Here is a 21,627-nt window from a genome sequence, read left to right as displayed (position 1 = left end):
GCTCCCTACCAGCCGGTGAACGAGCTGGACGAAGGAGACATGTGAGCGGTGTCCGCGACCGCGTCCAGCGCTCCGAGCACCTCCTCGGGCAGACGCAGATCCGCCGCGGCGATGTTCTCGGCGAGATGGGCACGCGAGGACGTGCCGGGGATCAGCAGCATCGTCGGGGAGCGATGCAGCAGCCAGGCCAGGGCTGTCGTGCGGACGGTGGCTCCCAGGTCGGCGGCGACCTGCTCCAGGACCTTGGACCGCAACGGGCGGAAGCCGCCCAGCGGCCTGAAACGGGACGAACGCGATGCCCTGCTCGGCGCACCAGTCGACCAGCGAATCGTCCTGGCGGAAGGCGATGTTGTAGTGGTTCTGGACCGCTGCCACCGGTGCGATGTGCTGGGCGGTCCTGACCTGGTCGGCGCCGGCGTTGCTCAGCCCCAGGTTGCGGATCAGACCCTGGTCGCGCAGCTCGGACAGCACGGTGAACGGCTCGATGACGTCGGCGGCCTCCAGGGAGTGGGTCATGCGCAGGTACACCAGGTCCAGCGTCTGAAGGCCGAGGTAGTACAGGTTGTCGTGAACCGCCTGCACCAGTTCCTCTCGTGACAGCGCGGTGGGCCAACTGGAGTCCGGGGTGCGGAGGTCACCGACCTTGGTGGCGATGTGCAGGTGCCCGGGACAGGGGTGCAGTGCCTCACGGATCAGGTTGTTGACCAGATGAGGGTTGACCAAGGGTCCGTAGTGGTCACTGGCATCCAGGTGGGTGATTCCCGCCTCGACCACCGCGCGCAGCACCGCGAACGCTTCCTCACGGTCGTCCCCCGGCCCGAAGGCCATGGGCCCGGCCAACTGGAGCGCGCCGAAGCCGACTCGCGTCACCGACAGATCATCGGACAGCCGCAGCTCGCCGCCGGGCAGGGGGTTGGTCATCAGGAGCGTTCCTTACGCGAACAAAGGGTCGATCGCCGCCACGACTCGGGCGGAACCGCGGCGGCGAGACGAGGCACCACTGTGGTGCAGCCCAGCCCTGCGCTCCTAGCCAGACCCCCGTACCGCGGCCGAAGTTCCATATCGCTCGGCAGAGCACTCCCACACTTCCGTCATGGAAGGGACGGACCGATGCACCGTCGAGGACCCTCAAGCGAGCAGACGGATCGGGTCCTCCACGACCCCCACGAACGCGCGCAACCACTCGGCCGCCAACGCGCCGTCCACCGCCCGGTGATCCACCGACAGGGTCACGCGCATCGTGTTGCGCACCGCGACCTTGCCCTTGTGTGCGACCGGCTCCTCGCGCGCCGCACCGACAGCGAGGATGGCTGCCTGCGGAGGGTTGATGATCGCGGTGAAGTCCTCCGTGCCGTACATGCCGAGATTGGAGACCGTCACGGATCCTCCTTCGAGTTCGTCCTGGCGCAGCCGGCCCGCTCGGGCCCGTTCCACGTAGTCACGGACGGTCTTGGCCACTGTGGAGACCGTCATGCCGTCGACCCCGCGCAGTACCGGGGTGACCAGGCCCCGCTCGGTGGTGACGGCGACGGACACGTCGACCTGGTCGAACCGCCGCAGGGCATCCGGCAGCCACACCACGTTCATCGCGGGTACCTGGCTGTGGGCGCAGGCCACCGCCTTGACCACCATGTCGTTGACGGAGATCCTCAGGTCGCCCGACGCGTTGAGCTTCTGTCGCAGTGCCAGCAGCCGGTCGACCCGCACGGTGGCCCGGAGGTAGAAATGCGGTACCTCCTGCTTGCTCCGGGTGAGGCGGGAGGCGATCGCCCGCCGCATCCGGTCGTGTGGGGCATCGGTGTGGCCGGCGGCCACGCGCGGCTGGGAACGTAGGTCCATCGGAGTCGGTGCGGGGTCCTCGCTTTCACCGTCCGGCGCGTCTTCGTTCCGCGCCCGCTCGTCGGCCAGGGCGGCGTCGACATCACGGCGGGTGATACGGCCGTGCGGTCCCGTTCCGTTGATCCGGTCGAGTGCGAGGCCCGCCTCCCGGGCGACCCGCCGGGCCAGTGGGCTGGAGAAGATCCGTTCACCGTGCACAGCCGTTGAGGACGCGGGCTGGTCCGCTGCGGGCGAGAGCGGACTCGTGGCGGCCGCCGGCAGAATCGTGGCAGCCGGCTCCGCAACGGTCCGGCGCTCCGACGCCGGGGAGGCGGATGTCGTACCCGCGCCCAACTCCGCGAGCAACGCGTCGATGTCGCCCGCCTGTTCGTCGGCGCTGCCCATCAGGGCGATGGGGGCGCCCACGTCGACCTGGGATCCGGCCGGCACGACCAAGCGCAGGACGACGCCCGGGGTTTCGGCCTCGACGTCGACGAGTGCCTTGTCGGTCTCGACCGAGACGATCGGATCGAAGGCCGCGAAGCTGTCCCCTTCGGCGACGAACCACTCGTGCAGAACGGCCACGGTGACGTTCGCGGCGACTTCGGGCATCCGCAGCAGATGGGCCATGTCAGAACTCCGTCATCTCACGCAGCTTGGCGACGACCTCGTCCGCCTGGGCGATCGCGGCTCGTTCCAGCACCTTGCTGATGCTGGGAGAGGCCTCTCCCCCGGTCACCCGTTCCACCGGGTGGTCCAGCCAGTCGAAGTACCTGCGCTGTATCTCGTCGGCGAGCCAGGAGCCGTACGAGGTGCCGGGCGGGCCCTGCTCCGCGATCAGCACCCGGCCCGTCTTCCGCACGCTGGCGCCGATGGTGTCCCAGTCGATGCTGGCTCGGTCGAGCCAGCGCAGATCGATGACCTCGGCGTCCACCGAAGGCAGGCGGTCCACCGCTTCGAGCACGTAACCGACCATCGCCAGATACGAGATCACCGTGACGTCGGCGCCGGTGCGCCGCAGCGCTGCCTTGCCGACCGGCAGACAGTAGTCGAGGTCGTCGACGGGTCCGGGTCCCGAGGCGTTGTAGAGGTCGACGTGCTCCAGGACGACCACGGGGTCCTTGCAGCGCAGGGCGCTGTTCATCAGCCCCACGTAGTCGAAGGGTGTGGTCGGCGCGACGATCCGCCAGCCCGGAGCGGTGGCGAACACTCCCGCCGGGTCCATGGAGTGCTGCGAGCCGTATCCGGTGCCCATCGCCACCTTGCTGCGCAGGACGAACGGGACGTCCCCGCCGCCGCCGAACATGTGGCGGGCCTTGCCGATCTGGTTGAACAGCTGGTCGGCCGCGACCCACATGAAGTCCGCGTACATGAACTCGACGATTGGCCGGTACCGGCCGTCCAACGCGATGCCGCCGCCCAGTCCCGTGAAGGCGTTCTCGCTGATGGGCGTCCCGAGGACGCGGTCCGGGAAGCGTTCCTTGAGCCCTCGGGTGGCGCCGTTGGTTCCGCCGTTGAGCCGGTGGACGTCCTCGCCCAGGACCACCACGGACGGGTCGGTCTCCATCCGGCGTCCGAGGACGGCGGCCACGGCCTCGACGAGCCGCTGCTCGCCCAGTTCACCCTCGTAGGAGTCGGGTTCCGCGAAACGGGCACCCTCGAACTCGCTCAGGTCGCCCCGGACCCCGACGTCCGCGAACGCCGTGTCGGGCCATTCGGCAGGGCGGATCCGGCGCTGCCCCTGTTTGCCGCCGGGAAGGGGCTCCAGAAGGGCGTCCCCGGTCTCCGCCATCAGACGGGCCGCCCGCTCGGTGACTGCGGCGATGTCCTGCGGCGGCATGATGCCGCGTCGGACGAGGTGACCGGCGACCTGTTCCAGAGGGTCGCGGGCGCGCCACTGCCGCTCCTCCTCCTTCGAGCGGTAGCCGAAGGCCGAGCCGGGGAAGCCGCCGTTCTGGTGGAAGTAGCGGTAGGTGTCGGCCTCGATCATCGTCGGCCCTCTCCCGGCCCTCATGTGGGCGACGGCCTCGCGCATGGCCAGATGGACGGCGAGCGGATTCATCCCGTCGACCTTCCAGCTGGGGATGGCGAATCCGAGCCCGCGGGCCGAGAGCCTCGGCTCGCCGGTGGCCTCGGCGACGTTCGTGGAGACCGCGTACAGGTTGTTCTCGATGAAGAAGCAGAGCGGGAGCCGCCAGGCCGAGGCGAGGTTGAACGTCTCCAGGGTGGAGCCGATGTTGATCGCACCGTCGCCGAAGTAGGTCACCGCCACGTCGTCGGTGCCGGCCTGCCGTGCCGCCCAGGCATAGCCGGCGGCCAGCGGAACCCCACCACCGACGATGGCGTTCGTTCCCACCGCTCCGGCCTCGTGCCACTGCAGGTGCATGGAGCCGCCCCGCCCGTGGCTCCAGCCCCGGTCGAGGCCACAGATCTCCGCCAGCGTACGCAGCACGATGTCCCGGACCTCCGGGGAGTACGCCTCCTGCGGATCCAGCCCTTTGGGCGTCGCGTGATGGAGGGCCTTCGCGAGGAACTGGTGGTGGCCGCGGTGCGAACCGTTGACGGAATCGGCGGAGGTGAGAGCCAGCACCGATCCGACCGCCCCGCCCTCCTGGCCGATGCTGGAGTGTGCCGGGCCATGGACCAGTCCCGCACCGGCCAGTTCGAGGACGTACTCCTCGAAGGCGCGGATGAGCGTCAGCTGGCCGAGCATCGTCCGCAGCAGCGCCGGCGGTGCCGCGTCCCAGTCGTCCTCCGTGGTGATGATCTCGACCCAGGGCGACGCGGCCTCAAGTGTGCGGTGCTCCGTCACAGAGCCCACCTCCTCAATCGATTGCAGTGGCAGGCTGCCACATGATTGGATCCAATGGCTAGGGGTCACATGAGAGCCATTCACTGATTTACTGACATTCGGCCGAGACCAAGCTTCGGTCTCCCAAGGATGGGATCCAATATGGGCATACCGGGGATGAGGCGGCTGGACCACATCGGGTTCACGGTGCCGGACCTCGAGGAGGCCACGCGCTTCCTCGTCGACGTGCTCGGGTGCGAGTACCTCTACTCGCTGGGCCCGTTCGCCGCCGAGGACGACTGGATGCGCGACCATCTCAACGTCGATCCGCGGGCGGAGATGCGGGAGAACCGCTTCTTCCGCTGCGGCGGCCAGGCCGTGTTCGAGGTCTTCGACTACACCGCCCCTCGGCAGGTGACGGACCAGCCGAAGAACAGCGACATCGGCGGTCACCACATCGCGCTGTACGTGGACGACCTGGACGAGGCCGTCGCCTACCTGCGCGAGCACGGGGTCCATGTGCTCGCCGGCCCCACCGCCAGCAGGGGACCCGCCGAGGGAAACCGCTGGATCTACTTCCTCGCCCCCTGGGGCATGCAGTTCGAGCTGGTCTCCTACCCCGGCGGCAAAGCCTTCGACCGGGCCGCCGCATACGACGAAAGGCCGAGCGGCACATGAAGCCGAGCGCGTCACCCGACGACTCCACGGCGGCACCGACGGCCGGTGCCGGCATCCAAGTGGCCGCCCATCTCAGGAAAGCCATCCTCAGTGGCGCCATCGCGCCCGGCGAGCGGATCCGCCAGGAAGAGGTGGCCGCGCGCCTGGGCGCGAGCAGACTGCCGGTCCGTGAGGCACTGCGCATCCTTGAGGCAGAGGGCCTGACCGAGCACGAAGCCAATCGAGGGGCTCGCGTCGTCCGGCTGACCGCCCACGAGGTCGATGTGGTCTACCAGATGCGCGAGCGGCTCGAACCGCTCGTCCTCGCACAGAGCATCCCGCGGCTGGGCGAGGCCGAGATCGAGCGTCTGGCAGCCGTCCAGAGCCTTATCGAGAACACGGTCGACGTCGACGAGTTCCTCGACCTGGACCGGGAGTTCCATCTGGGCTCGTACGCCGGCTGCACGGTCCCGCAGCTGACGACCGCCGTCACCCGACTGTGGAACTCCACCCAGCACTACCGCCGGGCGTTCGTGTCGCTCAACGGGCCCGGCCGCATGTGGGTCATCAACGCGGAACACCGGCTGATCCTGGACGCGGTCGAACGCGGCGACGAGGTCGCCGCCGAACGCTTCCTCAGCAGCCACATCCGGCGGACCCGGATCGACCTCGGCAACCATCCCGAGATCTTCCGGACCCCGTCGCCGTGATCCCGCGCGACCGGTGCCGGAGCGGGAGTGGTCACCAGCCGACCGCGATGTACTTCTGCTCCGTGTAGTCCAGCACCCCCTCGTGACCGCCTTCGCGGCCGATGCCGCTCTGCTTCGTCCCACCGAAGGGGGCCGCGGGGTCGCTCACCAGCGGGCGATTGAGGCCCACCATGCCGGATTCCATGGCCTCGGACACGCGCAGGCCGCGCGCGAGGTCGCCGGTGTACACGTAGGAGACGAGGCCGAACTCGGTGTCGTTGGCCAGGCGGACGGCCTCGTCCTCGTCCTGGAACGTGACCAGCGGGGCGACCGGGCCGAATATCTCCTCGCGCAGGATCGTCGCGCCCTGCGGAACGTCGAGCAGGACCGTCGGCTCGTAGTAGAAGCCCTCCCGCTCCGGCCGCCGGCCGCCGGCCAGGGTCCGTGCTCCGGCCGCCACCGCCGTACGGACCAGTTCGTCGACCTTTGCGACGGTGTCCTCGTTCACCAGGGGCCCCACCTGGGTCTCGGGGTCCAGTCCTGGACCGACCGTCAGCGCGTCGAAGCGCGCCGCGAGCCGCTTGCCGAACTCCTCGGCCACGGAGGCTTCGACAAAGAACCGGTTGGCCGCCGTGCAGGCCTCGCCGCCGTTGCGCATCTTCGCCACCATGGCCCCGTCGACGGCCGCGTCGAGGTCGGCGTCGGCGAACACCACGAAGGGCGCGTTGCCGCCCAACTCCATGGAACAGTTCACCACTTGGTCGGCGGCCTCCGCGAGCAGCAGCCTGCCCACTTCGGTGCTCCCGGTGAAGGACAGCTTGCGCACCCGTGGATCATGGAGCACGGCGGAGACCACATCGGCCGAACGGCGTGAGGGTACGACATTCACCACTCCCGCCGGAACGCCCGCCTCTTCGAGGATGCCGGCCAGCACCAACGCGGTGATCGGCGTGTCACTGGCCGGCTTGAGGACCACGGTGCAGCCCGCCGCGAGCGCCGGACCGATCTTGCGGGTGGCCATGGCCGCGGGGAAGTTCCACGGTGTGACGAGAAGGGCGATGCCCACGGGCTGCGGGACCACCAGGATGCGGTGGGAGCCCGAGGGCGCGGTCAGCACGGTGCCGTAGACCCGTACCGCTTCCTCCGCGTACCAGCGGAAGAACTCCGCCGCGTAACTGATCTCGGCGCGCGCGTCCGGCAGCGCCTTGCCGTTCTCCAGGGTCACCAGGTGGGCGAGTTCCTCGGACCTGGCGGTCATCAACTCCCAGCTGCGGCGCAGGATCTCGGAGCGTTCGCGCGGGCTCGTGGCCGCCCAGTCCCGTGCGGCCCGGTCCGCCGCGTCGACCGCGGCCAGGGCGTCGGTCACCGTCCCGTCGGCCACGGAACCGAAGACCCGTCCCGATGCGGGGTCGGCCACGTCGAACCGGCCGCCGTTCAGGGCCGGACGCCAACTCCCCTCGATATAGAGGTCGGTGGCGTAGGCGGTGTGTGATGTGCCAACCATCGGGTGTCACCTTTCGCGAGGGGTGTCAGTACGCGTTGGCGACGACGAGGTCCTGAGCGGGAAAGAGGGTGAGGACGCGCGGCCCGTCCTCGGTGACCACGACCTCCTCCTCGATCCGTGCCGCCGAGAATCCGTCGCTCGCCGGGCAGTAGGTCTCCAGGGCGAAGACCATGCCCACCTGCAGCTCGACCGGCTCACGCATGCTGTTCAGGCGGGAGATGATGGGTCGTTCGTGCAGACCGAGCCCGAGGCCGTGGCCGAACTGGAGGCCGAAGGCGGCCATTTCGCTCTCGAACCCGAACTCCTCGGCCCTGGGCCAGACAGCCGCGACCTCGTCGGTGCCGGCCCCCGGTTTGACCGCGGCGATGGCGGCGTCCATCCACTGCCGGGCCTTGGCGTAGGCGTCGCGCTGGGCAGGGGTCGCGCTGCCGACACCGAACGTGCGGTAGTAGCAGGTCCGGTAGCCGTTGTAGGAGTGGATGATGTCGAAGAAGGCCTGGTCCCCCGGCCGTATCAGCCGGTCGGAGAAGTTGTGGGGATGCGGGTTGCAGCGCTCGCCGGAGACCGCGTTGACGGCCTCGACCTGGTCGGAACCCATCTCGTAGAGCCGCTTGTTCGCCAGCGCCACGATCTCGTTCTCACGGATTCCGGGCTTCAGTACGTCGACGATGTCCTGGTAGACGCCGTCCACCATCGCCGCCGCCTGGGTCAACAGGGTTATTTCGTCCCGGGACTTGATCTGTCGCGCGTCGAGCATCAATTGCTGGGCGTCCACGACCCGCAGGCCCTGCCGCTGCATCTCGAAGAGGAACGGGGGCTCCACGATGTCGACCCCGATCGGGGCGTCGGCGACACCGGCTTCCTGGAGCAGCCCTTTGAGCTCACGGACGGCCGACTCCATCAGCCCGGCGGTGGGGGCGATGGCACCCCGCAGACCCAGCATGCCCGCACGGCAGTCCTCGGGGGCCAGCCATGGCGCGTACAGGCGGTGATGCCTGGCCGCCGACCCGAAGTCCCACAGCTTCGGCTCGCCCTCACGGGTCAGCAACGCGTAGCGGGTCATCTTGTCCCCGAGCGCGCCGCCGATCCAGGTCTGGGTCACGTACCGGATGTTGTAGAAGTCGAAGAGCAGGAAGGCCCCGCAGTCGCTCGCGTCGAGGGAGGCCTTGGCCCGAGCCAGCCGATAGGTCCGCAGCCGGTCGAAGTCGACCCGCTGTTCGTAGTCCACTGCCATGTGGCCGGGAGCCGCCATGGGCGTCCCCGCGGTCACGGCGCCGAGCGCGGTCACTGCGCGCCCTGGTCAGCGGCCCCGAGGCCGTCGTCGAGTGTCGCGTTCTCGGGGCTGAGCTTGAGCGCGGAGTTGTGGGCCTGGAGGTCAAGGAGGATGGCGAAGTCCTCCTCCACCCGGCCGCTGCTGACACTGGCCTGGACGAGCTGGGCGGTCGCGGCGGCCAGGGGCATGGGCACGTCGAGTTCCCTGGCGGCGGCGAGGCCGAGGTCGAAGTCCTTGCGCAGGAGGACGGGGGTGAAGGTCGGCGTGTAGTCGAGGTTCACGAAGGCGGGTGCCTTGTAGCGGGTGAACGGCGATCCCAGGACGCTGTTGTTGAGGAAGTCGAGGAAGGCCGCGCGGGTGACGCCTCCCTTCTCCGCCAGGACGGTGATCTCGGCGAGGGACTGGGTGACCACGCCGAGGAAGAGGTTGTGGCAGATCTTCACCAGCCGGGCCACATCACCTTCGCCCGCGTACGTCACCGATCGGCCGATGCGCCCGAGAAACGGCTCCACCCGCTCGTAGAGCTCGCGTGGGCCCGATGCCACCAGGCTCAGTTCTCCCGCGCGGACCACCTTGGCGTTGCCGCTCACCGGCGCCGCGAGAAAGGAGACGCCGCGCTCCTCGCAGGCGGCGCGCATCTCCTGCGACGAAGCCGTCGAGACGGTCGAGCAGTCCACCACCGCCCCCGGCACACTGGCCGGATCCGCCAGCAGGCCGCCGTCGCCCAGCAGGACCTCTTCCAGGTCCGCGGGGGTGGACACCATGGTGAACACGACGTCCAGGCCGCGCAGTTCGGCGATCGTGTCCGCGACCGTGCACCCGCGGGCGGAGATGGCCTCGGCCTTGTGCCGAGTGCGGTTCCACACCGCCACCGAGGCACCGGCGTCCCCGAGCCGCGCCGCCATGGCGGCTCCCATCCGGCCGGCCCCGATCCACCCGAGCCGCAGGTTCGGCAGTGGAGTCGATACGTTGCTCATGGAACCTCCATCACAATCGATTGCAATCAAAGTGCCGTTTACAGAGACCGACCAGTCACTGCAAACGAATGCAAGCATCTTCCAGGTCACATCGAGTCGTCAAGCCCCATGACACAAGCCCAGGACCACGGGGCTTCATCGTGCGAACGACACACCTTGCCGCGAGAACGTTTGATCTCCTGCAATCGACTGCATGCGTCCGGAGGACGACTCGACGCACACGTCCATCCTGGAAGCCCGGACGACGGTTCTACGATTGCACCGTGCAGAAACCGACACTTCGGGACGTGGCCCAGGCCGCCGGCGTCCATACCGCCACGGCCTCCAGAGCGCTCAATCCCAAGACGAGGTCGATGGTCAACGCCAACACTGCACGCCGGGTGAGCCGTGCGGCCAAGTCTCTCGGCTACACACCCAACCCGATCGCCCGCAGCCTCAAGACCGCCAGGTCGCTCACGATCGGAGTGGTACTGCCCGACCTGACCAACCCGCTGTTCCCGCCGATCGTGCGCGGCATCGAGGACACCCTGACGCCCGCCGGGTACAGCGGCCTGATCGTCAACACGGACAACGACCCGCAGCGGGAGAAGGCGCAGATCGACTCCCTTCTCTCCCGCCAGGTCGACGGCCTCATCATCGCCACCGCGAGACTCGATCACCCTCTGCTCACCGAACTGCACGCTCAGGGGGTCAAGATCGTGCTCGTCAACCGCAGGACGGAGCACCTCGACGTTTCGGCCGTCACACCGGACGACGCCGCCGGCATCCGAACCGCTGTCGGCCACCTCGCCCGGCTCGGTCACCGACGCATCCTCCATGTCGCCGGACCGGCCACCACCTCCACCGGCATCACCCGCGTGCGCGCCTTTCGCGACACCGTCCGCGAACTCGAACTCGACGAGGACCCCGCGCTCGTCGCGCCCTGCGCCTTCTGGTCCGAGGAGGACGGCGCCCGGGCGGTCCGCGCCGCCTGGAGTTCCGGTACGGAGTTCACCGCGGTGGTGGCGGGCAACGACCTGCTCGCGCTGGGCACATATGACGCCCTCAGAGGGCGGGGCCTGTCGTGCCCCGACGACGTCAGCGTCATCGGGTTCAACGGCATGCCCTTCCTCGACAAGCTCGGTCCGCCCCTGACCACGATCGCCATTCCCCACCACCGGATCGGCGCGGAAGCCGCTCGGATGCTTCTGGAGGCGATCGACGATCCTCATCGGCCGTCCCGTTCGGTCCTCCTGCCGACCTCACTCGTCGTGCGGGACTCCACGCGAGCTCCGGCCGGGGGCTGAGTCACGGCCCCACCGAAATACATCTCCGCGATGTCGGGGTCGTCGATGAGCGCCTGCGCGGGCCGCTGGATGACGACTTTCCCGCTCTCCATCACGATTCCGTCGGTGGCCATCCGCATTCCGAACCGGACGTTCTGTTCGACGACGAGGATCGTCTTGCCCAGTTCCCGCAGGAGCAGGACTGATCGGAAAAGGGTCTGCAGCGACTTCGGGTCGAGTCCCACCGATGGCTCGTCCAGGAGCAGCAAGGCGGGATCCAGCATGAGGGACCGGGCGAACTCCACGGCTCTGCGCTGGCCGCCCGAGAGGTTCCCGGCCTTGTCCTCGGCGCGCTCGGTCACCAGCGGGAATATCTCGCACGCGCGCTCGTACCTCGTGCGGACCAGCCTGCGGTCGCGGCGGATCGTGTAAGCACCGAGCAGCACGTTCTCCCGGACCGTGAGATTGGGGAAGAGCGCGTTCGTCTGGGGCACCTGGGACACGCCGCGGCGGAGGATGTCCGCCGGGTCGCACCGTTCGATGCGCTCTCCGTCGAGGCGGATCTCGCCGACGCGTGGGGTGAGCAGTCCGCTGACGGCCTTGAGCACGGTGGATTTGCCCGCGCCGTTCGGGCCGACGATGCAGGCGATCGCTCCCTTCTCCACGGAGAGGTGCACGCCCTGGAGAACGTCGCCTCCCCCGTACCCGGCGATCAAATTGCTGATCTCGAGCATTACCGGACCACCTCCTGATCCACTTGGAAGTCGTCACCGAGGTAGGCGTCGATGACCTTGGGGTCTGCCTTGATGGCCGCCGGTACACCGCTGGCCATCACCGAACCGCCGGCGAGCACGTGGATCGGATCGCAGAGGTCGAGCATGAAGGGCATGTTGTGCTCGACTATGAGAAAGGTCTTGCCGTACGAGTTGAGGTCCCGGATCATCTGGCCCATTCGTTCGATGAGGACGGGGTTGATCCCGCCCGCCGGCTCGTCGAGAAGAACGAGTTTCGGGTCGAGCATCAGGATCTGGGCCAACTCGACCATCTTCCGCTGCCCGTAGGACAGTTCGGCGGCCTTCCGGTCGCGGTAGCCGCGCATTCCCACGAACTCGAGCAGTTCGTCCGCCGCCGCGGCCTCCGGTCCGCTGACGGCGATGCGCCCCAAGTGCCGCCACGAGAAGTCCCGTTGCGCGGCGACCACGTTCTCCAGGACCGTCATCTCGCCGAAGAGGCGGGTGATCTGGAACGTCCGGCCCAGGCCCAGGTGAGCGCGATCCCAGGAGGGGAGCGTCTCGATCCGCCGGCCGGCGAAGGTGATCGTTCCCGCGTCGGCCGAGATCGTGTCGTCGATCAGATTGAACACGGTCGTCTTGCCGGAGCCGTTCGGGCCGATCAGTCCGGTGATCGAGCCTTCGGGCACGCTGAACGAGCAGTCGTCGACCGCGGCGACACCCCCGAAGTTCTTCCGCAGGCCACTCACCACGAGCAGGGGCGTCGCCTCGTCGGCGCCCGGTTTCGGGACGGTCGGGCGATCCGTGTACGAGGCCAGTGCGGCAAGGGAGGATCCCGGGCTGATCCGGCTGCCGACCGGAGCGGGCGCGCCGCTGGCCCGACGCCGGCGCAGCAGGCCTTCCACCGCGGGAACCACACCGTTGGGCAGCAGGATGACGACGGCCATCAGCAGACCGCCGAAGAGGAAGAGCCTGGTGTTGCCGCCGCCCAGGCTGTTGTTCGCGTACTCGTTGAGCGGTTCGATCAGGAAGGCGCCGATGACAGGCCCCCACAGCGTGGCCTTGCCGCCGATGAGCAGAGAGAGCACGATCTGCACGCTGATGAGGATGCTGAACATGCCCCGCGGGTCGATGAAGGTGAGGTAGTAGCCGTACACGGCACCCGCCATACCGACGAAGACGCTGCTGGCGACGAAGGCGAGCATCTTGTGGGCAGGCAGTGCGATGCCGATGGTGGCGGCCTTGGTCTCGTCCTCGCGGACGGCGACGAGCCCCATGCCGAACTTGGTCCGCCGCACCCACCAGGTCATGACGAGCTGAAGTCCGAGGATGCCCAGCAGCGCGTAGTAGAAGGGCAGGTTGATGATGTCGCGACTCCATGACGGCAGCGGGAGGGTGAGTCCGGCCGTGCCGTTGGTGAGTCCCGTCCAGTTGATCGCGATGACCTGGGTGAGGAAGAGAAAGGCGACCGTGATGATGACGAAGGAGGGGCCGCTGGAGCGCAGCGAGACCAGCCCGAGCAGTACGGCGACCAGTGCGGTGACCACTCCGGCGGCGGGGATCCACCACCAGGCCGAGACGCCGTCCACGTGGGCGGAGAGGATACCGATGGTGTATCCGCCGATACCGACGAACGCGCCCTGCCCCAGGGAGACATAGCCGGCCAGGCCGGTGATGATGTTGAGTCCCCCGGCGCCGACGGCGAAGACCAGGGACAGGATGATCATGTTCTGGTAGTAGGCGTCCTGCGAGACCAGGGGATAGACCAGCAGGGCCGCTCCGGCGGCGACCGCGAGAAGGCGTCCGAGCCCTTCGGGTGTCGACAGACGTCGAAGAACGAGGTTCATGCCGCCACCGCATCCTCACGCAGTCGGGAGCCGAGCAGGCCCTGGGGCCGCAGCAGCAGTACGGCGAAGACGATGAGATAGGGCACGGCCGTCGCCCAGGAGGGCGAGATGTAGGCCGAGGTGAACGTCTCGGCCACGCCGAAGGCCAGGGCGCCGAGAATCGCACCGCCCATACTGCCCAAGCCGCCCAGGACGACGACCGCCAGCAGCCTGGCGATCCACTGGTAATGAGCGCCCGGCACGAACGGGTACATGATTCCCACCAGGGCGCCGCCCGCCGCCGCTGCAGAGATCCCGAGAGCGAAGACGAGGGACCCGACCGTCGCGACCTTGATGCCGACCAGCTGCGCGCCGGAGGGATTGACGGCCGCCGCGCGAATGGACCGGCCCAACCATGTCCTGGTCAGCACCAACCACAGCGAGGCGAGAACGAGGACGGCCACGATGCCGCCGTACAGCTGGGCCTTGGGGATGAAGACGCCCGAGAGGAAGAACGACTGGTCGGCGTAGGCGGGGCGGATGGCGGTGGAGTCGTTGCCCCACAGCGCTCCCATGGCCGCTTCGAGCACCAGCGCGAGACCGAAGGTGAGCAGGACCGTGGAGGACATCGGCGCGTCCCGCAGCGGGGACACGACGGTGCGGTGGACGAGCCAGCCCAGGGCGAAGACGACCGGTGTGGTGATGAGGATCGACAGCAGAGGGTCGATCCCCAGCGAGTCCCAGAGGGTGTAGGTGATGTACGCCGAGAGGATCAGGAAGGCGCCGTGCGCGATGTTGATGACCCGCATGACGCCGAAGATCAGGGTGAGGCCGGCCGCCGCCAGAGCGTAGACGCCGCTGAGGAGAAGACCGAGGATCAGGTTCTGGAGGAGGTCGGTCATCCTGTGCCTCCGGGCTTCCAGCCCTGGACGATGGTCCGGGTGGTGGCGACGCCGGCCGGGAGGACGATCTGTACCTGCCCGTTCTGCCACTGCCCGGTCATGAAGGAGCCCGTCGGGCTGCCGTCGGCCTTCCAGCCGAGCGGGCCCAGGACGGTCTGCACCTTGTTCGCGCGCAGCCAGTCGGCCATCTTGGTCTGGTCGGAGACGGTGCCGACGGCTTCCACCGCGGACTGCAGTGTCTGGGCCGCGGCGTAGGCGTCGGCCGCGTCCTCGGGCGGGCTGTCCTTGTACTGAGTGCGGTACGCGTCGACGAACGACTGGTTGCCCGGAGTCCTGGCCTGCGCCGCGTGGCTCACGGGGAACAGGACGCCCTCAGTGGTGCCGGTGCCCACGGCCTTCGCGTATTGACTGCCCAAGGTGGGCGCATTGGTCTGGAACAGCCACTTGGGAGTGAAGTCCGCCTTCTCCATCGAGCGTGTCAGTCCCACGCCGTCCTCGAACTGGGCTCCGCTGACGACGAGGTCGGGAGCGGCCGCCTTCATCCTGCTGACGATGGTGTCGAAGTTCTTGGTGTCGATGGCGTAGGTCTGCCGGTAGACGGTCCTGATGCCGGCCTTCTCCAGGATCTTCCGCACACCCTGGACGGTCGGTACGGCGAAGGGGTCGTCGATGCTCGGGTAGGCGGCCGTCCTCGGCCGTTGTGCCGCGGGCAGTTTCGCGATCCAGTCGGCGAATGCGGCGCCCTGCTTGTCGGCGGTGGTCTGCTGGCTGAAGAACAGGTACTTGAATCCCCGGCTGAACATCTCGGGCGAGCCGCCGGCCGGCTCGACGTAGAGCATGCGATTGCGCTCCGCGACGGCGGAGGCCGGCAGGTTCAGCAGGGAGGAGAACGTGCCCAGCAGCAGATCCACCCGGTCCTGGCTGATGAGGGCGTTGTAGTCGGCGACGATGGAGTTCTGGTTGGACGCGTCGTCCTTGATGACCAGTTGAACCCGGCGACCCAGCAGGCCGCCCTTCGCGTTGATCGCCTTGGCCCAGACCTCGTAGCCGCGCCTCGCGGCTTGGCCGGGCTGCGAGAACTCGCCGGTCAGCGGCAGGGATGCGCCGATCTTGACGGGCCCGCTCGTCGAGTTGCCGCTTCCGCTGCCGCACCCGGCGGCGGTGAGAAGCAGGATGCTGGCAGCGGTCACGGCTGTGAGCCGACGACGCTGTGGGCTGGTTGGCATGGTGCCTCCTTACCGGCCGCAATCGATTGCGGTTCCGCGCAGTGTCATGAACAAGGGCTCACTCCGTCAAGAACCAGGACGAAATTCGCTGCCGCAGCACACAGAAGAGCCCGCGCTCACCGCTCACCTACCGGCCGAGGTCATCAGTTCCGGACTCGGATGCAAACGAATGCACGCAAGAACGCTCAACGCCGATCCGACCGGGCGCGGCCGTCCTCAGTCCGAGGCGGTGACGCCGAGAGAGCCCGCCGGCAAGTGCGGGGCATGACTGTCCGTGTCCAGACCCGCGAGCAGCCGCAGTCCGTCCGCGGACGGACTGCCGTCAGCGGCGGACAGCACCAGCAGCTCCATGCCCGATTCATCAGGCAGTGAGAAGTTCTCCTGGTGCAGTTCCAGCAGCCCGACCAACGGATGCCGATACGCCTTGCGTCCGTGCGTACGGGCCCGCACGTCCGCACGGGCCCAAAGTCGGCGGAAACGCTCGCTGCCCATCGCCAACTCCCCGACGAGCGAGGCCAGTCGAGGGTCGTCCGGGTACTTGCCTGCCGCCAGGCGCAGGTGCCCGACCACGTCGAGGGTGCACGACTCCCAGTCCGCGTAGAGCCCTCGCTCGGCCTCCGCGAGAAAGATGTGCCGCGCGGTGTTCAGGCCCGGGACCGGACGCCCGTAGAGGAGCTTGGCCAGCCGGTTGCCTGCGAGCACGTCCAGGCGGTGATCCATGATCAGGGCGGGTGCGTCGCCGACGAGTTCGAGGACGCGCAGGAGCTCCGGCCTGACCCGTCCGCCCGGCACGTTCGCGCGGCGGCGACGTTGCCGCGCGAGCCGGTACAGATGCCCCCGTTCCGTCGCGTCGAGGCCGAGAACCCCGGCGAGCGCGTCGAGGACCTGCTCCGAAGGCTGGGTCGCACGGCCCTGCTCCAGTCGCACGTAGTAGTCGACGCTGACTCCGGACAGGTGCGCGACCTCCTCACGGCGGAGCCCCTGAACTCTGCGCCGGCTGTCGGTGGGAACGCCGACAGTCGCCGGGTCGACCCGGGAGCGCCGGGTCCGCAGGAAGCCCGCGAGATCGTCCATACGTCCAGTATGGCCGCGCGGTGCCCCGCGAAGGTGGTCCTGCCGTTACCAGGAAGTCCGGTCCGACGGAAGCGGCGCCCCTGAACGCGGGGCACCGCGGCGCCCAGGATCGGAGGCACCGGTCCAACCGGATCGCCGATGATTCCTTGGGAGTTGCCATGAAGACACTGATCGTCCACGCCCACCCGGAGCCGAGGTCGCTCAACGGCTCACTGAAGGATCTCGCGGTGTCCACACTGGAGTCCGCCGGGCACGAGGTGCGCGTGAGCGATCTGTACGCGATGGACTGGAAGGCCGTCGTCGACGCGGCCGACTACGGCCCCGCGGCTTCCCAACCGCTGAAGGTCGCGCTGGACTCGGGCCGGGCCTTCGACGCCGGAACGCTCACCGCCGACGTCCGCGCCGAGCAGGAGAAGCTGCTGTGGGCCGACACGATCATCTTCCAGTTCCCCCTGTGGTGGTACACGATGCCCGCGATCCTCAAGGGCTGGGTGGACCGGGTGTTCACCTACCACTTCGCGTACGGCGTCGGCGAGCACAGCGACACCAAGTACGGGGAGCGCTTCGGTGAGGGCACTCTCGCGGGCAGGAGGGCACTGCTGTCGGTGACCGCCGGTGGGCCCGAGTCGCACTACTCCGCGCGCGGTATCAACGGCCCGATCGACGATCTGCTGTTCCCGATCCAGCACGGCATCCTGTACTACCCGGGCATCGAGGTCCTGCCGCCGTTCGTGCTGTACGGCACCGACCGGATGACCGGCGAGGACTACGCGGCCGTCGCCAAGGAGTGGGAACAGCGCCTGCTCACACTGGAGTCGACAGAGCCGATCGCGTTCCGCCGACAGAACTTCGGTGACTACGAGATCCCCTCACTGAGTCTGCGGGAGGGGCTGGAGCCGGCGGGCCGTAGTGGTTTCGGTCTGCACGTGGGCGGCTGACCGCCGTATCGGCGCCGAGCGTCTCCCGGTTCGCCAACTACCGTGATCTGTTCGGCGATTCGATGTTCTGGCACGCCCTCCCCGTCACCGTGTACTGAGTCTGTCCGTCACTCGCCGGCATTTCCTTCGTTGGCCTGGACGATGGTGTAGAGCGAGGGGCGAGCGGCGAACTCGCTCCAACCGGGCCGTGACCACATGGCCCGGAACTCGTCGACATGGGCGGCGTCGAACTGCTCGATCGAGTCCCAGCCGACGATGTTCACGAAGCGCAGTGTGGCGTTGTCGTCGATCGACTTGTGCAGCCTCTTGTACTTGAATCCGGGCTGCTTGATCATGAACTCGTCGATCTCGTCCCAGAGTTCGTAGAAGGCGTCTTCTCGCCCCACAGGGACCTCGAAGCAGTTGATGAAGACGAAATTGGCGAGTTCCATGGTTGCTCTCCTCGTTCTGTGGAGCTGGTGGATGCGGGGGTCGGTCACATGGATGGCTTTCCGGCTTCGCCGCCGAGTCTTTTCGTGGCGCATTCGTCGAGCAGGTCTCCGCCCGGCCCACCGGCGGAGTGCGCGCCGCTCGACACTCCGTCTCCCGGGCCTGCTTCAGTTCGCGTCCGGCTCGGCGTCCGACGCCCTGTCGACCCGGTACAGGGCGGGAGTCGAGTGGAACGCTCCTTCCTGGAGCGACCTGCGCAGCTCATGGAAGCCGGCATCGTGCGCCGCCTCGAACTCCTCGACGGAGTCCCAGCCCACGACGTTGATGTACCGCAGAGCCGCTTTGTCGTCGAGCGACTTGTGGAGACGGTTCCAGCGGTATCCAGGCTTGACGACCATATAGTCGTCGATCTTTTTCCAGGCGGCGAAGAACTGCTCATCCCTGCCCACCGGTACTTCGAAGCCATTGATATAGATGTAGTTGGCTTCGCCGAGGTGTTCCTGGTCCGACATGTTCGGCCCCTCTCGTGGTCGCTGCTTCACCTGAGGTCAATACTTCTTGCCTGCGCGGCGGACTGCTCAACGCTGCCCGATGAACTGGGCTGCAAAGGCAGCGCTGGATAGTCCACGTACCCCTCGTCCGTACCGCCGTAGAAGCCCTCGGGGCGAAGAGCGTTGAAGGGGCCGCCCTGTGCGAGCCTGCGAGGCAGGTCGGGATTCGCGATGAACATTCGCCCGATGGAAATCAGATCAGCCTCGCCGCGCTCGACGATCGCGAGATCCTCCTCGCTCGTACACCGCGGACCCGTGCGGGGGTTCAGCAGAAACGGGCCCGCCCATTGCCGACGCAATTCCGCGACCAGCGTGTTGTCAGGGGCTTCCGAAACGGCGAGGTAGGCGATGTCCGCCCTGTTCAGTTCCGTCACCAGCGCCGGGTAGACGAGGTCGGCCTCCGGGTCACGCATGTCGTTGAAGTCGTTGCCGGGCGAGATCTGCACGCCGACTCGACGTGCTCCGAAGACTTCACTGACGGCCTCGACCAGTTCCGTCACGAAGCGAATGCGATTCGATACCGTGCCGCCCCATCTGTCCTCACGGTGGTTCGTGTGCGACGAGAGGAACTGATGCGCCAAGTACCCGTTGGCGGCGTGGATCTCGAGTCCGTCGAAGCCGGCTTCCACCATGCGCCGGGCAGCCTTCGCGTACGCGTCGATCGTGTGCTCGATCTCTCGGCCGGTCATCGCACGGGGCTCGACGCACGCCTGCAGCCCCTGCGGGGTGACCACTTGGTGATCGGCCCGCACCCGGGAGGGCGCCTGCGGCGGCAGGCCGTCGGCCAGGTTGGCGGGGTGGCCGATGCGCCCGGTGTGCATCAACTGGCCGACGATCACGCCATCTTCGTGGTGAGCGGCTTCGGTGACGGCCCGCCAGGGGCCGATCTGGTCGTCGTCGTACAGGCCAGGGGCCGACGGCTGGCCCCGTGCCGCCTCGGACGGGAAGATCGCCTCGCTGACGATGAACCCGGCGGATGCCCGCTGTCGATAGTAAAGGGCGGTCGAGGCGCCGACTCGGCCTGTGACCGCGTCGGCGCGGGCCCGGCTCATGGGCGCCATGACGATCCGGTTCGGCAACGTACGTCCGAACAGCTCGATCGGGTCGAAGGCGGAAGTCACATCTGACTCCTCGTACTGGGAGATTCCATGACGATCGCTAGGGCGCCGGGGTGTGCTGTGGCGGGCGGGAACCGGTGATCCACCCGACGACTCCGTCGCGGTCGACCTGGTCGCGCGGCACGTCCGCGACCTTGCTTCCTCGGTTGAGGACGATCATGCGATGCGCGACCTCGAAGCAGAGCGGCAGGTCATGGGTGACGAGGACGACGGCGACACCGTCGGCGGCGACCCGCTCGATGAATCGCTCGACCTGCCGCGACTGTTGATAGCCGAGCGCCGCGGTGGGTTCGTCCAGCAGGAGGACTCGCGCGTCGTCGGTCTTGAGCCGGACCGCCACCCGCGCAAGGGCCACGGCCTGCCGTTGCCCGCCGGAGAGCGCTTCGACCGGCTTGGTCACGGTGTGGAGGTTGGAGACCTCCAGCGCGGCGATCTGCTCCTGCGCCATGCGCCGCATCTTCTTGCGGTCGAGCATGCCCAACCAGCCGGCCGGGCCCGACCTGCGCGGCTCTCGGCCGATGAGGATGTTCGTGGCGATGTCCGCCACGTCGAACAGCGCCAGGTCCTGGTAGGCGATCTGCACTCCCGCCTGTTCGGCTCCCCTGGGCCCGTGGAACTCGACGCGGTGTCCGTCCACGGAGATGGCACCGCCGGTCGGCCTGAGCGCTCCGGCCATGATGGCCAACAGGGTCGACTTCCCCGCACCGTTGTCTCCCAGCAGTCCCACGACCTCGCCGGGCCGGACCGTGAGGCTCACGGATCGAAGTGCGTGGACGGCGCCGAAATTCATGTCGATGTCTCGGAGTTCGAACATCAGCCCACCTCCTTCCTTCGGAGCCGACGGCTCTTTGCCGCCTCGGACGCCGAGGTCAACGTCGTGACCAACCGGGCGGTGCCTTTGTCGAAAGCCAGGCCGGCGATCAGCAGGGCGCCCGTGGCGAAGGTGGCCCAGGCCGGAGCGACGCCGCGGATGATCAGTCCGCTGCTGACCGTGGCGATGATGAGCGCCCCCACCGCGACGCGAAGGAACTGCCCGCGACCACCGCCGAACGAGATTCCCGCGAGGGCCACCGCCGTCATGGCCTGGAACAACTGACCGGTGTCCGGAGTCGGGTTCGCCTGGTTGATGGTCGCGACCACCGTCACCCCGCCGACGGCCGACAGCATGCCTGACAGGACGAAGCCCAGGAGGCGGTACATCGGAGCGCGGAGGCCGGCGCGTCGAGCGCCGTCGGGATTGCCGCCGACCGCGTAGAGGCGGGCACCGATGTAGGTCTTGGACAGAACGAACCAGTAGATGACGAAGACCGCCACGACCACCAGGACCGGAGCAGGAATGCTCCCGTACCGGTCCAGGCCCAGCCAGGCCAACTGTGAGGGAGTCCCGAGCGGGACCGACTGGCTGTCCGAGATGATGCTCGCGATGCCCGCCAGCACGGCCAGCATGCCGACGGTCACCGCGAGCGGGTTCAGGCCGGCCTCCACCAGTCCCGCGTTTACCACACCGGTGAGCGCGCCGATCAGGACCGCCGCCGCCAGCGCCAGGGCGACCGGTGTGCCGTCGCGGATGAGCAGTGCGGCCGTCATGCCCCCGAGGGTGGCCGTGCCCGGCACCGAGAGGTCGAGGTGGCCGGCCAGCAGGCAGACGGCCACCGCGCCGCCGAACAGGGCAGTGGTCGCGGCCGCGTTGGCGACCAGTCTGGCGTTCTCCAGCGAGAAGAACACCGAGCCCGCCCACGCCCAGAAGAACAGGACGAGGAACAGCCACATGATCACGACGCCGCGTGAGCGCATCCCCAGAGCGAGTTGCCGACCGTCGATCCGCGGTCCCCGCCGGTCGTCCGGAGGCGTCTCGGAG

Annotated in this window: 20 protein-coding genes and 1 pseudogene; 4 read left to right on the top strand and 17 right to left on the bottom strand. The window is 68.2% G+C overall.

Features of this window, described 5'->3' with window-relative positions; genetic code table 11:
• Positions 1-5: 5 nt before the first annotated feature.
• The 4 genes and pseudogenes from ACIQI8_RS26630 to ACIQI8_RS26615 form a co-directional block, all read right to left on the bottom strand.
• Complete coding sequence (locus ACIQI8_RS26630; protein WP_402355258.1) at positions 6-254, bottom strand: aldo/keto reductase; 249 nt, start codon at positions 252-254, stop codon at positions 6-8.
• A 76-nt stretch (positions 255-330) separates the two neighbouring features.
• A pseudogene (locus ACIQI8_RS26625) lies at positions 331-828 on the bottom strand (aldo/keto reductase); the annotation flags it as partial.
• Positions 829-1,128: 300 nt separating this feature from the next.
• Positions 1,129-2,448 carry a dihydrolipoamide acetyltransferase family protein gene (locus ACIQI8_RS26620; RefSeq protein ID WP_402355256.1) on the bottom strand — a complete coding sequence of 440 codons (1,320 nt, stop codon included), beginning with the start codon at positions 2,446-2,448 and terminating at the stop codon, positions 1,129-1,131.
• Between the two features lies 1 nt (position 2,449).
• Complete coding sequence (locus ACIQI8_RS26615) at positions 2,450-4,630, bottom strand: thiamine pyrophosphate-dependent enzyme (RefSeq protein WP_402355254.1); 2,181 nt, start codon at positions 4,628-4,630, stop codon at positions 2,450-2,452.
• A gap of 141 nt (positions 4,631-4,771) precedes the next feature.
• On the opposite strand from ACIQI8_RS26615, the gene ACIQI8_RS26610 reads away from it, so the two are divergent.
• Both ACIQI8_RS26610 and ACIQI8_RS26605 read left to right on the top strand, forming a co-directional pair.
• On the top strand, positions 4,772-5,287 hold the full coding sequence (locus ACIQI8_RS26610; RefSeq protein WP_402355252.1) for a VOC family protein: 516 nt from the start codon (positions 4,772-4,774) through the stop codon (positions 5,285-5,287).
• Entirely contained in the window at positions 5,284-5,976 is a 693-nt protein-coding gene (locus ACIQI8_RS26605) for a GntR family transcriptional regulator (RefSeq protein ID WP_402355250.1), read from the top strand. Before ACIQI8_RS26610 ends, ACIQI8_RS26605 begins: the two co-directional genes overlap by 4 nt.
• Positions 5,977-6,007: 31 nt before the next feature.
• Here the strand turns inward: ACIQI8_RS26605 and ACIQI8_RS26600 are convergent, their stop codons facing one another.
• From ACIQI8_RS26600 to ACIQI8_RS26590, 3 genes are read right to left on the bottom strand one after another with little or no spacing between them, the layout of a single operon-like run.
• Positions 6,008-7,459 carry an NAD-dependent succinate-semialdehyde dehydrogenase gene (locus tag ACIQI8_RS26600; RefSeq protein ID WP_402355248.1) on the bottom strand — a complete coding sequence of 484 codons (1,452 nt, stop codon included), beginning with the start codon at positions 7,457-7,459 and terminating at the stop codon, positions 6,008-6,010.
• Positions 7,460-7,484: 25 nt separating this feature from the next.
• Positions 7,485-8,747: a M24 family metallopeptidase gene (locus tag ACIQI8_RS26595; protein WP_402355246.1), complete on the bottom strand. Its 1,263-nt coding sequence runs from the start codon at positions 8,745-8,747 to the stop codon at positions 7,485-7,487.
• On the bottom strand, positions 8,744-9,709 hold the full coding sequence (locus ACIQI8_RS26590; RefSeq protein ID WP_402355244.1) for an NAD(P)-dependent oxidoreductase: 966 nt from the start codon (positions 9,707-9,709) through the stop codon (positions 8,744-8,746). The genes ACIQI8_RS26595 and ACIQI8_RS26590 overlap by 4 nt, the downstream gene beginning before the upstream one ends.
• A 263-nt stretch (positions 9,710-9,972) precedes the next feature.
• Here ACIQI8_RS26590 and ACIQI8_RS26585 point away from each other — a divergent pair, with 263 nt between their 5' ends.
• Positions 9,973-10,995, top strand: a complete 1,023-nt coding sequence (locus tag ACIQI8_RS26585) for a LacI family DNA-binding transcriptional regulator (RefSeq protein ID WP_402355242.1) — start codon at positions 9,973-9,975, stop codon at positions 10,993-10,995.
• Here ACIQI8_RS26585 and ACIQI8_RS26580 read toward each other — a convergent pair.
• The 5 genes from ACIQI8_RS26580 to ACIQI8_RS26560 form a co-directional block, all read right to left on the bottom strand.
• On the bottom strand, positions 10,917-11,708 hold the full coding sequence (locus ACIQI8_RS26580) for an ABC transporter ATP-binding protein (protein WP_402355240.1): 792 nt from the start codon (positions 11,706-11,708) through the stop codon (positions 10,917-10,919). The genes ACIQI8_RS26585 and ACIQI8_RS26580 overlap by 79 nt on opposite strands.
• Positions 11,708-13,552, bottom strand: coding sequence for an ATP-binding cassette domain-containing protein (locus tag ACIQI8_RS26575; RefSeq protein ID WP_402355238.1), 1,845 nt, complete (start codon positions 13,550-13,552; stop codon positions 11,708-11,710). The genes ACIQI8_RS26580 and ACIQI8_RS26575 overlap by 1 nt, the downstream gene beginning before the upstream one ends.
• Positions 13,549-14,433 carry a branched-chain amino acid ABC transporter permease gene (locus ACIQI8_RS26570; RefSeq protein ID WP_402355236.1) on the bottom strand — a complete coding sequence of 295 codons (885 nt, stop codon included), beginning with the start codon at positions 14,431-14,433 and terminating at the stop codon, positions 13,549-13,551. The genes ACIQI8_RS26575 and ACIQI8_RS26570 overlap by 4 nt, the downstream gene beginning before the upstream one ends.
• Entirely contained in the window at positions 14,430-15,659 is a 1,230-nt protein-coding gene (locus tag ACIQI8_RS26565) for an amino acid ABC transporter substrate-binding protein (RefSeq protein ID WP_402355234.1), read from the bottom strand. Before ACIQI8_RS26565 ends, ACIQI8_RS26570 begins: the two co-directional genes overlap by 4 nt.
• Before the next feature lie 216 nt (positions 15,660-15,875).
• Positions 15,876-16,733, bottom strand: coding sequence for a helix-turn-helix domain-containing protein (locus ACIQI8_RS26560; protein WP_402355232.1), 858 nt, complete (start codon positions 16,731-16,733; stop codon positions 15,876-15,878).
• Positions 16,734-16,891: 158 nt separating this feature from the next.
• Between ACIQI8_RS26560 and ACIQI8_RS26555 the strand changes: the two genes are divergently transcribed.
• Positions 16,892-17,671 carry an NAD(P)H-dependent oxidoreductase gene (locus tag ACIQI8_RS26555; protein WP_402355230.1) on the top strand — a complete coding sequence of 260 codons (780 nt, stop codon included), beginning with the start codon at positions 16,892-16,894 and terminating at the stop codon, positions 17,669-17,671.
• 107 nt (positions 17,672-17,778) lie between these two features.
• Here the strand turns inward: ACIQI8_RS26555 and ACIQI8_RS26550 are convergent, their stop codons facing one another.
• The 5 genes from ACIQI8_RS26550 to ACIQI8_RS26530 form a co-directional block, all read right to left on the bottom strand.
• Positions 17,779-18,102, bottom strand: coding sequence for an antibiotic biosynthesis monooxygenase family protein (locus tag ACIQI8_RS26550; RefSeq protein WP_402355228.1), 324 nt, complete (start codon positions 18,100-18,102; stop codon positions 17,779-17,781).
• Between the two features lie 165 nt (positions 18,103-18,267).
• Positions 18,268-18,612: an antibiotic biosynthesis monooxygenase family protein gene (locus tag ACIQI8_RS26545; protein WP_402355226.1), complete on the bottom strand. Its 345-nt coding sequence runs from the start codon at positions 18,610-18,612 to the stop codon at positions 18,268-18,270.
• A gap of 26 nt (positions 18,613-18,638) precedes the next feature.
• On the bottom strand, positions 18,639-19,772 hold the full coding sequence (locus tag ACIQI8_RS26540; RefSeq protein ID WP_402355224.1) for an alkene reductase: 1,134 nt from the start codon (positions 19,770-19,772) through the stop codon (positions 18,639-18,641).
• 37 nt (positions 19,773-19,809) lie between these two features.
• Positions 19,810-20,583: an ATP-binding cassette domain-containing protein gene (locus ACIQI8_RS26535; RefSeq protein ID WP_402355222.1), complete on the bottom strand. Its 774-nt coding sequence runs from the start codon at positions 20,581-20,583 to the stop codon at positions 19,810-19,812.
• Positions 20,583-21,563 (bottom strand): ABC transporter permease, encoded by a 981-nt coding sequence (locus tag ACIQI8_RS26530; protein ID WP_402355220.1) that lies wholly within the window; start codon positions 21,561-21,563, stop codon positions 20,583-20,585. Before ACIQI8_RS26530 ends, ACIQI8_RS26535 begins: the two co-directional genes overlap by 1 nt.
• Positions 21,564-21,627 lie beyond the last annotated feature (64 nt).

The sequence above is a fragment of the Streptomyces sp. NPDC092369 genome, assembly GCF_044755245.1.
GTDB lineage: Bacteria > Actinomycetota > Actinomycetes > Streptomycetales > Streptomycetaceae > Streptomyces.
Note: the sequence above shows the minus strand (reverse complement) of the source record. Positions and strands in the feature narration are given on the sequence as shown.